Genomic DNA, 14,349 nt, shown 5'->3' on the forward strand with positions numbered 1-14,349 from the left:
AATTTGGTAAAGTTAACCCCAATTTCTGCTTTGAGCTATCTTCCCGTTTTTTCATAATTTCGGATGCTGTGTTTCCCAGTGCCTAAATTTCATTGCAACATGCGATTTTATGCGATAACCAACTGATATTATGGCATCGAGATTATAAAACACCTGTATCCGCTGTATTTCTCTTTACCGATGTGCTGCCCCTATCGGGGCAATGCACGTTGATTTTCATTTACTCAATCTCAATTTTATCAATTTCTTTCATTCTTACAATAAATCCAATTTCTAAATTATTTTTGCTAAAAAGCCATCATTATTTAGGATTTAAAACTGTTTTGGTTACAGCTACTTCTTTTATTTTATCCAACGAATAATAAACCGGAAAGTACTGATCCCTGGCCCATGGTTCAAATAAATTACTGTAAAAAGGACTGTCAGGATTGCCCGATTGGCCCGGCCCATTTGTTCCAACAGCTGCATCCCAATCTCCTGTATTTACGATTAAACGGAAAGAGGCACCGCTACTTTGTCGGTTGCCACCACCCGTAGAGCCTGTGGTATAGGCGTTTCCTCCCCTGGGTAGCGGACCAAGGTTCAGTTTCAGCTTAAGTTCATCGTTTACCAATCCTCCCAAAGGATGAACCATGTAGGTATGTTTGTACTTTTCCTGACCGTATTGCCAACTGTTCATATCATCACCAAGCATTTTTTCGAGTGATTCAACTGCATTATTGAAAGCTTCTGTTAAAAATTGATCTCTGCCTGATATCGGTTTCGGACCGAATTTGATATCGGGATTCATTAACCAGTCAATAATTTTTGTGAGTTGGATGCCTGAAATGACATCCTTTCCATCTTCAGGGATAAATTTGTCATGGGCGAGTGATTTAATCTTGTTTTCCCAAGCCACATATATACCGGCTGCAATCGACTGCGGTTCGAGTTTGTAATCCCAGTTTGTCAAAAAATCCCTGGCTTCAGATGATGTGCCTGTCATTGAAAGATTGGCAAGTAAAGGAATTAATGTTCTGGCAGGAATTGATAAGTAATCGACCTGCAATGCTTTCATATCTTCCATATCAAATTTTTTCCCCGATCCAAGTACTTCATTTGAACGATCTCCCCGGTAAGGATCTGACCAGGAGAACCCTATGGCATCCCAATTTTCATAATCATCAGGAACAACATATTGATTTGAAGTCGCAAAGAAACCTTTCTCCGGGTTCAACAAATGCGGTTTTTCTATGATAGGCAAATAACCGTCCCACTCATAACTGCCATCTCCCGGAACTGGCACCAGACCACTGAAATTTCTTCGAACAGGCGCAATTCCAACGGATTGCCAGCCAATATTCCCTTTCGGATCGGCCCAGATCATGTTTTCGCCCGGGATATGGCTATAATTGCATGCAGCACGAAATTCTTCCCAGCTCTTTGCCTGATTCATTCGCAGAGATGCCAGATATGGCGCACCACCCGGTTCCAGCCATGCACATCTGATAGCGTAGGCTTTGTGGTTTAAAGAATCAATATAAGTAACCGGGCCGTGCCTTGTGTACAATAATTCAACCTTAACATCATTCTTTCCTTTTATTTTTATGTTTTCATTAATTGAGGTCATTTCCTCCCATGAGCCTTTGTAGCTATATTGTTTCAGGTTTGCAGGGTTCAGATCATAAACATAGAGGTCTTCACCATCCGTACTGAAAATTGTTAAGCCCCATGCCCCATATTCATTATGTCCGATTGAGATACCCGGAATTTCGGGTTCCCCTCCGCCGATGACATTCCAACCGGGAGCTACCAAATGGGTCATATACCGAAGTGAAGGAACAGCAATGGTGCGATGAGGGTCATTGGCCATATAAGTGTTACCATCTTCCATCAGGGCACCACTCACTACCCAATTATTGCTCCCGATCGACAAGGGATCTTCTTTTGGATCGTCAGTTAACGCAAATGCCATTTCTTCTGAAGAATTTAAATAGGCCGAATCAATATCCTCAGACCTAAAGCGTAAGGTTCGGCGGTAGGCATTGTAAAGCTCCAATATATTGTCTGTTAATAATTCCTTATTGATCTTCGGATCAAGGTCGATGATCGGATTCTTGGGATGAAACCAATACAGGTCTTTTACACGTTCTGATCCTAATTTGGCAACGGCCTGTCCAATTTGCAGTTCAGAACCAATGTTGCCAAGTAGTCCCTGGTGCCTTGAGATTATAACTTCGGGTGTCCATTTTTCGGGAAGGATATTCAGCATTTTAAACTCGATGGGAAGTTGTTCCGGATTAGCTCTTATTTCATCTATGTAGGCATTTACACCATCAGCATAGGCAGTTATAATATCTACCCCATCCGGATGATAATGGTTCATTTCCTCATTCATATCTCCCCTGAATTTAAAAAGCCGTGTGCCGATATCCCTTTTTAACTCACGTTCTCCCAAAATTTCTGCCACAGTTCCTGTAGCCTGCCGTCTCCAGACTTCAAATTGGAAAAGCCGGTCTTCGGCAGCAGCATATCCCTGGGCAAAAAAGAGGTCGTGCTGGTTTTTGGCATAAATGTGATTGATCCCCCATTGATCCCTCAGGATTTCAACCGGTTCAAATAAACCCATCACATCCTTCTTAGTTGTGGAAGAGTTGCAGGAAGCAAGAATGATTAAAACTGACAAGAATAGAAATTTTCTCATGGTCTAAATATTAGGTGGTTCGATGATATTATTTATCGAATTTTTATTTTTCTTTGAATCGGCAATTAATGAAAAGGCCATAAACTGAACTTTATCCCTCCATTTAGGTTTATATATCACAGCCTTTGTTTGTTTATGTATATCCTAAATATTTCAATCATATCTCATGATTTAAACTTTTAAGCGGGGAGAATGAAAACAAAATATTTTCACAGTAAACTTAAGAAAAAAAGATGACACCCCAAACTGAGATGCCATCTTAATTATCAACCAAATTAATTTTGTGAATCTGTATGATAATAGAAACAAGGCAAAAGATACAAGACACAAGACTCAAGACAATTCAAGTTTCAAGTTTCGAGTTTCGAGTTTCGAGTTTCAAGTTTCAAGTTTCAAGTTTCGAGTTTCAAGTTTCAAGTTTCGAGTTTCGAGTTTCAAGTTTCAAGTAACAATTAAAAAGTAACCAGTAACCAGTAACCAGTAACCAGTAACTAGTAACTAGTAACAAGAAAAAGCTGTCTAGAATCTAACGTCTAATATCTAATATCTAATATCTATTCCTACTTAGAGTCTATTTCAATGCGTTTATTATCTTTTCCGCCATTCACCGATTCGGTATTAAACTCAATCCACCCGGCGGCACCATTGGTTTTTACCAGATAACGGATTCTAAGCGAATCTTCACCTCTCAATAAAAATTCCGTTTCTTTTGTCCCGGAGCTTTTGGCTTTTGCCGAACTGGTGTTGGTTGAAATTGTTGTATTTCCATCCGAGATTTCCAGCAACTCGATATTTCCGGAAGCATTAAAGAAAATCTTGTCCTTTACATAATCCCCCAGTTTTATCGTTCGGTCGGAAACCGTTGGATAAACCTTATCGTTTTTTACGATAACATCCACCCATAAAAGGTTATGAACCGCAGGGGTTACTTCAATACTTTCAATTTCAACCTTCGGAAATTGGCTTGCGCAATACATCACGAACTGGGCATTTTTTTCGGCTTCCATTTCGATGTAACGGGCAGGTGGGGTGCGTCCGATATGTTTTTTTAAACTACCACCCATCCATATTTCGCCCAGATCAGGATGATTGAATTGATAAGGATTGATCCAGCCTTCACCGTTCAATTCTATATCTACAAATTCAACGTACTCTTCGTCCGTAATTCGGCCATCATCGTTTTTATCGGCAGCAAATACAGGAGAACCCCACAGTTCGATGAGGTAAGCATAATTGCCCAGCATCTCGTATGAGCTGGCTTGTGCTTGTCCCTGACCTCCGGAAGGAGTGGGACGATAGTTTTTCAGGATGCGCGCTCCCATCTCGACAATCTTGGTTTGGGTTTCCATGTCGGTTTCATATCCTTTTTGAAACTGGTAATCGAAAGCCTGAGCATATTTATTCTCTTTACGGCGTTCGGCCAATTGTTGGTCGAGTCGGGTTTTTGCCTGTGCCACTTGTTCCGGAGTTCTGCTATCTCTGGCTTGTGGTGGTCTTGAAAACATGATCAACCTACCGGTATTATGAAAATGGAAACTGGCAAAAATATTGGGATGTGCCAGCTGAAATTCAAAAACATTGCGGGTTTCAGGTTCCGACATGGGATAAGGATTTCCGGCTTGTAAATTCCAATCGGAAGGAAAATTCCGGTTAGGATCAGGCCCGCCCAAATCATCTTCGTTGATGCTTCCATCGCCATCGTTATCAAAACCTTCGGAACCGATACGGTTAAATCGCATTACCTTTTCAGCTTTATCGGTTATCATTTCAAAACGGCGTCCATCGATTGAAAGTTTGAACATCCCATTCGGATCTTCTTTGTACATGGTGGTTAATTCACCATCACCGTCCACATCTTCTGTTTGGTCCTCATCGTACAAACCATCACCATCATTGTCTTCAGGGCGGTAAGTTTCGCGTGGGTTATTTTCGGTATTCGGGAACTCGACATACGATGCATTCGCGTCAACATTCAATCCGGGCAGGATATAAAAAGTGGTTCTATTCAACATTTCATAAACGTAGGGATCGTATTCGTAACGGGTAAGTAAATACCAGGCTGTATAAAGTGAGCACATGATCCCGTTTACTTCATTTCCGTGAATCGCACCATCAACCCACATGGCAGGTTTTTCGGTATCCTTTCCGGTTTTTTTGGCCGTGATGGTAAGTAAGTACTGATCTCTTCCCATTCTTGATTTCCCGATACTTTCGATGCTGGCCAGGTTTGGATATTTCTTTTGCATATCGTGCATGATCTTGGTCCAATCATTGTAGGAATAATAATGCTTCCAGCTCATTACAAAATCCAATTCGCCATGATAGCCACCGGGCTGTGTTTGTTTTTTTTCCTGTGCGTTAACGGTTAAACAAAGAGAGACTGTTAACAACATACTTGCGATAATATATTTTACTTGCATGATTTTTCCCTCCTTATTTAATGGTTAATGATTTTACTTGTGTACCGCCTTTTTGTGAACTCACTACGATTTGCAGCGGACTGTTGTCTTCAACGGCAATCAACCACTTTACTTCACGCGTGGAGCCCATTTCTTTCTTTTCAGGTGTTTCCCCTCTGGGTTCTTTTGGTGCTGGCATGCCAAAAAATCTTTGTTGTTGTGAATTATCTTGGGGAGGAATGGGTCTGTAACCCGGGATTTTAAGTTTCCCTTGAATTACACCCATTTTTTGATATGCATTTCCTTGTAAGAAAGTGACTTTATCCCGATCGCCAATCAGCCAAACAACATCTTCGCGGTTTAAAGGAAGCTGTTCTCCGTTGGCACGTTGTGTGGCAAGTTTACCAATATTTTCAATGGTTGCTGTTACTTCCACAATTTTATAATTTCCTTTCGATTTTCCTTTTTTAATATTGACCTTATTGTCTTTCATCATTGCCTCAGCTTCAGCAGCATTCGCAGAATAAAGTACTCTGGCGCTTGCCTCTTTGATAACTACTTTGGGCATGAGCTGTGCCCTGAACAATTCGAATTGCCAATGGGTTTCACATACATCGATCAATGGTTGTCCTGGGAATGCATTGTTACTGCCATACATCGGGATCCAGCCTCCAATTTCTCCTTCGCCCAATTCGGGGTGTTTGTATTTTTTCCATGGGATAAATAATTTTCCTCCGAACTTTTCGTCCTGGTATTTTAATATAGCACGTTGGGTTTTGATATAGGCATCATCGCCTGTAAACTCGGGGATACCTTTTATGTCTTTGCGGATGTTCCATAATTCGGTAGTGGTTGCATAAACACCCCATTGCATAAATGCCCAATCTGATTGAAATCCAAACTGGATATTTTGATCCAAGATTTCATTGTAACTGGTGGTCCAGCCACGGGTAAATTCGTAACCTCGTTCTATTGCATATTTGTTTTTCGAGGTTTTCTTTAGCTCTTCTTTATAAAATTCAATTGAATCGGGGTACAGATAAGCATTAGGAATTTCTTCCCCTAATAATTCGAGGTATTTTTTCCCCATCACCATATCATAAACTGCAACATCATTTTTATGCATACTTTTGGGCGATTGGGTACCGCATGGGCGGATGGTATAACCACCTGAGGTATGGTAAAACTGAGCCATGAAGATATTAGTGTGATTAGTAAAAAACTCTGCTAAAGCACGCGTTTCAGGTTCCGAGAAAGGATAATCTCCCTGTCCGCCTTTCATCCCATCATCTTTAAACCATTTTTCGGAGAAGTTACGGTTCAGGTCAATGCCGAATTCTGAATCTTCTCCACGTTTTCCATCATTGTCATTGTCTTTATCTTCACGAATCACCGACCATCTTTCTTTAGTCGTTTTTTCATCTTTTCCTAATTGAATCATCAATCGGGGATCAACGTCATCCATGATATAAATACCTTTGGGATCTTTATAACGGAATTGGGTGTAAAATCCGTCACCGTTCAAATCATCGGGACCGTCCTCATTAATTTTCCCATCCTTATCATCATCTTTTAATTTTGAATTATAACGTTGCGGAATCCCAACCTCAACGCTATTATAAACGCCATCAGGATTAACGATGGGACAGATATAGAAAGCCTGTTCGTCGACCAACCGTGTGATGTTTTCATCATTGCCATAACCGCTTACCAATTTATCAATAATGTAAAGGCTGACCTCTGTACCCGTATATTCGTTACCATGGGTTGCTCCCGAAATCCAGAAGCCCGGCTTACCCAAATCAGATGTCATTTTCGGAACATTGTTTATGCCCTCTTTTCGCGTATTGCGGAGTTCAACAAATTGGTCGATGGTATTTCCCGTTTTCTGATTTGAGATAATCAGCAAACTGATGGGACGGTCAAAATTACTCCGGCCAATCTCAACCAATTGCGTGATATTGGGATATTTTTTTGCAACCTCTTTAAGATAAGTTTGGGTTTTTGTATATCCATGAAAGCTGTTGAAATCGATTGGGACTTTCTGTGAATAAAGGTTTACCCCGAAGCCGGACATGATTAAAAGACCAAATGTCAGGCAAATTGTCTTTTTGTTGGCAAAGAAAAGTTTCATAATTGGGTTTTAGTTTGGTTTAAGAATAGAATACATAAACCTAGTAAAAAACTAAGTGATAATTAAATAAAATAGACGTAAAGAGCAGATTTATCGATAAGCACAGATGCTTGAAATATAGATGTGATATTGAGGCGAAGCCTGAGCCGAACAGATTGATTGCAATTTTTGCATTATGGTACGATTAGGTTATTAGTGATTTGAAGTATAAATAGATGTTGATTCATCCATAAGTTAAAAAATTATAAAAAATTAATTAAACCTGTTAAATGCTGAGGAGAGATTGGTTTTATTTTTAAATTTGATTTCAGGAATAAATTAAGCAAAGCAAGATAGTCTCCCCAATATTTTTTAACCTAATTCTAATAATTATGAAAATGAAAAGAAAGCTATTCAATTTAATCGTAGTGTTTTTATTAATTTTTACGGTTTCTGGTTATGGTCAGAAATACGATCTTTCTGCACCCGTAAAGCTTGATCCTAAAATCAGGACAGGAGTTCTTGATAATGGGATGAAGTATTATCTTGTTCCTAATAAATTACCTGAAAATAGAGGTGAGTTTTACATAGTCACCAATGTTGGTGCCATTCAGGAAGATGATAATCAGAATGGCCTGGCCCATTTTACCGAGCACATGGCATTTAATGGCACTAAAAATTTTCCTAAAAAAGGGATATTAGACTACCTCGAAAAGATAGGAGTGAAATTTGGAGAAAATGTGAATGCTGGAACCGGTGTTGAACAAACCATGTACATGCTATCGAGTGTACCTTTAACAAGGGAAGGAATAATCGACACCGCCTTGTTGATTTTGCATGATTGGGCACATTACATCTCGTTTGAGGATCAGGAAATTGATCTTGAGCGTGGCGTGATTCGCGAAGAATGGCGTATGTACGGATCTGCTTCTGAAAGGATTAATAATAAACTGGCACCAATCATATATAAAGGTTCAAAATATGCCAATCGAAATGTAATTGGAGATACTGCTGTTATTAATCATTTTAAGTACGAAACGATTAGGAATTTCTACAACAAATGGTATCGTCCCGATTTACAGGCACTGATTCTGGTCGGTGATTTTGATGTTGATGCCATGGAGTTGAAAGTGAAAAAACAATTCAACACAATCCCGAAAGTTGAAAACTCGGCACTAAAAGAATCTTTTTTAATTCCCGATAACAAGGAAGTTCTAATTGGCATCGCAAGCGACAAGGAGGCAACCAACACTGAAGTAAGGATATATTTCAAACACAATAATATTAAAGATGAAGATAAGAACATCGGGTATATGAGGCTTCAGTATCTCAGAAACTTCATCAATTCAATGTTTGGACAGCGAATGAGTGAATTGTCGCGCACGGATAATGCTCCATTTATGGGTGCCATGTGCTTTTATACTGGTTTTACCAGAGCCAAGGATGCATTTATGGGTGTTGCTTATGCAAAGCCCAACGAGGGCATAAAGGCGTTGAATTCGCTCCTTACCGAAATGGCAAGAATGAAACAATATGGTTTTACCGCTGGTGAATTTGATAGGGCTAAAGCCAATTATTTCAGAGGTCTTGAATCGAGGTATATGGATCGTGACAAGAGAAAAAACCGGGAAATTGTCTATCCGATTATGAGCTATTTTCTAACCAACAATCCAAGCCCTGGAATAGAATTTGAGTATGAGTTTGCAAAGGAAATGATCCCCACGATTACACTTGATGAAATTAATGCAGAAGCCAAAAAATATGTAACCGATGAAAATATTATAATAACTGCAACCGGTCCTGAAAAGAGTGATATTACACTTCCCACAGAAAAAGAAATACAGAATGTGTTGGCAAATTATAAATCTGCAAAAATTGATGCATATGTAGATAACCTATCCGGTAAGAAACTGCTTGAAAAACTTCCTCCTGCAGGAAAAATCACTGCCACAAAAGAAAACAAAGATTTTGGAACCAAGGAATGGACCCTTTCCAATGGCATGAAAATTATTCTTAAACCAACCGATATTAAAGAGGACGAACTGCTGATTCGTGGTTTTAGTGAAGGCGGCTTGTCAAAATTAAACCAGGAAGACGTGATGTCGGGCATGTTTCTTGGCGGAGTTGTTTCCCAAATGGGAATTGGCGAATTTTCATTAACCGATCTGAGTAAAATGCTTGCAGGTAAACGTGTGAATGTTTCTGTTAGTTTGGGCGAATACATTGAAAACATCAATGGACAAACTTCACCAAAAGATTTGGAAACAGCGTTACAGCTAATACACCTTTATTTTACCAGTCCGCGGTGGAATGACAACGAGTTTAAAACCTTTATGGACAGGCAGAAGGCGAACTATCAAAATGCAGATGCTGATCCTCGAAAAGCATATTTCGATACCATCAATGTGATGCTGAAAAATCATAGTCCAAGAAATATACCCGTCAATTCCAAATCATTAGAAAAAGTTTCGTTTGAAAGAATCAAATCTATATACACCGATCGGTTCTCTGATCCGGGGAACTTCACACTTCAACTGGTAGGAAAAATAAACCCCGATGAAATTAAACCTCTGGTTGAAAAATACCTTGCATCGCTGCCAACAGTTAAACGAAATGAAAAAAGTATTAATCATGGTGCAAACCCGCCTAAAGGCAAGGTGATCAATGATTTTAAAAAGGAAAATAAAACACCGAGAACTTCAGTTTATGTTGCGTTGACAGGCAAATCGGATTTCACCTTCGATGATCGGATAAAATGGAGCGTATTAGAGCACGTACTCAAGCTTCGTTATACAGAAACTATCCGGGAAGAACAAGGCGGCACCTATTCGATTGCCGTTAATAGTTCTGTTTCACGATTACCGGAAAAATCTTTCAGGTTGATCGTTAATTTCGACACCGATCCTTTGAAAGCCGATATGCTAAAAGATATTGTACATAAGGAAATTCAAAAGATTGCAGAAAATGGACCTTCCGAAGATGATTTGAACAAAGCTAAAGAGTTTTTCCTGAAAAAAATACAGGAAAATATGAAAGAAAATGGCTGGTGGAATACAACACTTTTTGCCTATTACTACGATGGCCTAAACATACTTACCGGTTATGAAGAAAAAATAAAGGCATTGACTACCAAGTCTGTACACGACTATGCAAAAAAAGTACTGACACAAGGTAATGTGTTGGAAGTGGTGATGAGACCTTTGTAATAGCGAACTTTCATTGTTGAAAAAGCAAAAAGAAGTTGAAATTATTATGAAACCGAACAAATAATATCTGACAATTAAAATTTGTACAAGGAGGCTATCTAAATCAATAGGTAGCCTCTTTTTTTGTGAAACTCAGATTTCAAAAACAGTCTGTCCCGCAGTTAATGCGGGATAGTGAATTGAAATCTGTAAGATGAACGCCTGCCTGCCTAAACAGCAGTACAGGCAGGAATCCCGATAGCCCCGCTTGAGCCGGGAAGTTGATTTTTTTGCTTTAACTAGCGATGCCCGCAAACAAAGCCTGCTTGTTATAGAACGACGGCGGTGCAACCGCCGCCGAACCCTTATCTGTTTTATTATTACAGCCTCAGCTTAACAGGGATGGCTTCCCGAACTCGCCAAGAGCGAGTCGGGACGCCATCCCTGTGATCTATGATGTCCTTTTGTCTTGACACAAAAGGACGAAAAAGTCAAGACTTTATAAAATTCCCAAGAAGCCCTAATCTGCGCCAAAACCCCGCGACCCCAGCCGCTATGGGTTATTTATTATCCGGTTCGTGGATGAAAATTTTTTTGTTTTTTTGTACACGATAGAAGGAACGCTTCGGGATCGCTTAGCGCAATTCCTTCGCTTTTTGTCGCAAAAAGGTCTTCTTGGGAATTTAATAAGGTCGATTGAGATAAAGCCTTTTTTAATCTGCCTTCCGCTTCGGAAATAACCGAGTTTGTCGATAAATCCATAAGCATAATTTTGAGGATCTTTGGTTCCGGTGTTTTCGCTATTGCGCCAAAGTTGCCGGATATTGCCATTAAGGTTGTAGCTGATGTCATCAATCGTGAAATGATTGGCAGCCTGGTTAAAGCCGGGAAGTTGATTTTTTTGCTTTAATAAGCGATGCCCGCAGGCAAAGCCTGCTTGTTATGAAACGACGGTTGTGCAACCGCCGCCGAATTCTTATCTGATTTATTGTTACAGCCTTAGCTCAACTGGGTTCCCAATATTTGCTTGATTAAACCGCATGACGTCAATTCAGAAGATGCTGGTGCATACAACAGTGCCAACTTTGCCGGAAAATCCACCAAGGATCCATTTTGAAATTGTTCTCATGATAAAAAGATTTTTAATTAATACATTATTTAATACTCAAAATTTGTACAATAGATTGAAAGAATTTGAATCCTGTTCACTAGGAGTTAATACGGACTTAATTAGGAGAATCTCCCTTTTTACCAGATGTAATCGGCCTGAAGATTTTCGGGAATTTAGCCCTAAGAATATTCAAGACGATGGTAGAAATAATTCCGCCAATTAATGCAATTACTGTGTACTAAAAATCTGGTCGATCAAACCAGAGTCAATGAAAATGAAACAGAGTCGATTTACGGAAATGAACAGAATGAACCATTAATCAAACCATAAACCTCCAAAAAGCGAAGTGGGGATGAATTGCAAGTCTTTTTTATGGTTTACGGTGTGTTAGCCAAAGAGCAGGCTAAATAGTAAAAAATATTGCAAGGGGGAGGGGGAATAAATTTGCTTAAGGTTTTATTACACCATCCGGATATTATTTGTTCCTTTTAAGGGAGTAAAATAAGGATAGATGGATTTGGAGTAATAAAATTTGAAGTAACCCATTAGTAACGAATTTCACATTTAACCTTTGATTACTTTCAACCCTCCATTTAATCATTAATGTTGGCAATTCACACAGTACATAAGTATTTTTGATTAAATATAATATCTTTGTTATAATGGACACATATCAGGCTATTATAATTGACGACGAGCGCAATCTTTGCGAGGCATTAGAAATAATGTTAAAGCAAAATTGCCCTAATGTCATGCTATGTGGCATTGCCAACTCAGCAAAGGTTGGCAGACAATTATTGGCTGAAAATAAAGTTGATCTGATCTTTTTGGATATTAAGATGCCAGGTGAAGATGGTTTTGCTTTTTTAAATACAATTTCAGCAGAAGATTATGCAGTTATCTTTACGACAGCATACCAAGAATTCGCACTGAAGGCAATTAAAGCAAATGCGATTGCTTATTTGCTAAAACCCATCAACTCAGAAGATTTACAGGTATCCGTCAATAAAGCAATTTCCTACCTTGTCCTAAGAAAAAATAAAGAAGAAGTTAAGCAATTATATAATGAATCTTTAAACAATTTAAGACTTCAGTTAAAGGATTCTTCTTTACATACTGATAAAATTACGATTTTTGAACAATCCGGATTTAGAATTTTAGAGGTAAAATTAATTCGATATCTGGAGGCTGATGGTAACTATACCATCATACATTTATCCGGGCTTGATAAAATTGTGTCTACTAAATCGTTGGGTGAATTTGGTAAGATTTTAGATCAACCTGTGTTTTTTAGGATACATAAATCTTTCATTATAAATATGAACTACCTAAAGGGCTATTCAAATTACCAAGGAAGTTTTGCTATCATTGATGACAATACCAAACTATCGATATCCAGACGAAGGATCAACGAATTCAAACAATTAATAAATTACTTCTCAAAAAGTATAGTTTAGTGGCCAGATGTTTTTTTATTTTCATTCTTTTTATTACTTGTGTAAATTATTTGTTTGGGCAAAGCCCTTTAATTAAAAATTATACAATTCGTGAAGGAATGCCTACTAATACAATTTATTATTCCTTTCTAGATAGAGATAATTTTATTTGGTTCGCCACAGATGACGGAGTGGTCAGATTCGATGGTAAAGAATTTCTACATTTTAATGTCGATGATGGTTTGGATCAGAATGAAATTATCCGAATTAAACAGGATAAGTCAGGTAGGATTTGGTTCTTCAATCTATTTGGAACAGCTAATTATTATTATCAGAATAAACTTTACAGTAATAAAAATTCTGAGCTTTTAAAGAAGGTAGCGTTGCCATTTTTTATTCGTGATTTTTTCGAAGACAATGACTCTACAATCTATCTATATGATAGTCAATATAATTTTTGTATTATCCATCCTAATCAAGATGTGTTAAAAATAAGTTTGTATAATGAGAATTTGACAGGAACAGACCTACTGCATTTCAATAAATCAGAAGAAGGAGAATTTCTGCTTTGGACTAACCAATATTTATTATCATTGGATAATTTTCATACTGATACTAAGCAAATAAAAAAGATTCAAAATACCAATAGATTATGTACTAATAAGGAGTATGAATATCTTTTGTTCAACGATGAAGAAGAATTAATACTGTTTAAGGATACAGAAATTCTGGAAAAAATTAATATCCATTTGGGGACGGTGAGAGTTGCTTCAGTGCTGATTGCAAAGAATGGAATAATATGGATTGCAACAATGGACAAAGGGGTGTTTTGTTTCAAAGATAAAGTGATGTTTGATCAAATAGATATTAAACAGGCGCAATCTATTATGGAGGATGCTGATGGAAATATTTGGATAACCTCCATGAGTAATGGAGTTTATAAAATTATTACCGACTTTGACCTTATAAAATTTTACGGTAATTCTAATTTTGAAGGTAAGACCATCTCTATTTTAAGTAAAAGTGAGGATGAAGGGATGTGGGCCACGGATGGATTTTCATTTTTTTTATTAAAGAACAACATCATTTTTAAAAACACAAATTACCTTAATTTCAAAAATATTGATTTCATCCGTCAGTTAAAAAATAAAACTTATGTATTTGCCAGTTTACACGAAGGCATATGTTTTTATTCGAATTTACTGCTTGACACTATAAAGCGAGAAGTTTTTTTTAATAGTGAAATGTTATATAAGGTAGAATCTGGAAAAGATATTATAATTAATAATGCTGAAAATAAATTAGCAAACAGATCAACTTATTCAATTACTGAATATAATCTATCTGCAGAAATAAAAGTGATGTTTACTTTAGATTTGGGAACCAGAGTATATTATCAATATTTTAATAAAGATGATGAAA

At 38.0% G+C, this 14,349-nt stretch carries 9 protein-coding genes; 4 read left to right on the forward strand and 5 right to left on the reverse strand.

The genetic code is table 11. The features are described from left to right. Positions 1-51: 51 nt before the first annotated feature. From KKG99_13480 to KKG99_13495, 4 genes are all read right to left on the reverse strand, one after another. Positions 52-168 (reverse strand): virulence RhuM family protein, encoded by a 117-nt coding sequence (locus KKG99_13480; GenBank protein MBU1014006.1) that lies wholly within the window; start codon positions 166-168, stop codon positions 52-54. Between the two features lie 133 nt (positions 169-301). Then, positions 302-2,683 (reverse strand): penicillin acylase family protein, encoded by a 2,382-nt coding sequence (locus KKG99_13485; GenBank protein ID MBU1014007.1) that lies wholly within the window; start codon positions 2,681-2,683, stop codon positions 302-304. 560 nt (positions 2,684-3,243) lie between these two features. Next, entirely contained in the window at positions 3,244-5,103 is a 1,860-nt protein-coding gene (locus KKG99_13490) for a hypothetical protein (GenBank protein MBU1014008.1), read from the reverse strand. Positions 5,104-5,116: 13 nt separating this feature from the next. Then, complete coding sequence (locus tag KKG99_13495; protein MBU1014009.1) at positions 5,117-7,216, reverse strand: hypothetical protein; 2,100 nt, start codon at positions 7,214-7,216, stop codon at positions 5,117-5,119. Between the two features lie 377 nt (positions 7,217-7,593). Between KKG99_13495 and KKG99_13500 the strand changes: the two genes are divergently transcribed. Beyond that, on the forward strand, positions 7,594-10,401 hold the full coding sequence (locus KKG99_13500) for an insulinase family protein (protein ID MBU1014010.1): 2,808 nt from the start codon (positions 7,594-7,596) through the stop codon (positions 10,399-10,401). A 546-nt stretch (positions 10,402-10,947) separates the two neighbouring features. On the opposite strand, the gene KKG99_13505 is transcribed toward KKG99_13500, so the two are convergent. Continuing rightward, complete coding sequence (locus KKG99_13505) at positions 10,948-11,142, reverse strand: hypothetical protein (GenBank protein ID MBU1014011.1); 195 nt, start codon at positions 11,140-11,142, stop codon at positions 10,948-10,950. 10 nt (positions 11,143-11,152) lie between these two features. Here KKG99_13505 and KKG99_13510 point away from each other — a divergent pair, with 10 nt between their 5' ends. The 3 genes from KKG99_13510 to KKG99_13520 all read left to right on the forward strand — a co-directional run. Next, a complete protein-coding gene (locus KKG99_13510; protein MBU1014012.1) occupies positions 11,153-11,290 on the forward strand; it encodes a hypothetical protein in 138 nt (45 codons plus the stop codon). 863 nt (positions 11,291-12,153) lie between these two features. After that, the gene (locus KKG99_13515; GenBank protein MBU1014013.1) at positions 12,154-12,948 is read left to right on the forward strand and encodes a LytTR family DNA-binding domain-containing protein; all 795 of its coding nucleotides are present in this window, start codon (positions 12,154-12,156) and stop codon (positions 12,946-12,948) included. A 98-nt stretch (positions 12,949-13,046) separates the two neighbouring features. Continuing rightward, a partial coding sequence (locus KKG99_13520; protein ID MBU1014014.1) for a hypothetical protein occupies positions 13,047-14,349 on the forward strand: 1,303 nt, incomplete at its 3' end.

It is taken from the genome of Bacteroidota bacterium (assembly GCA_018816945.1).
Taxonomy (GTDB): Bacteria; Bacteroidota; Bacteroidia; order Bacteroidales.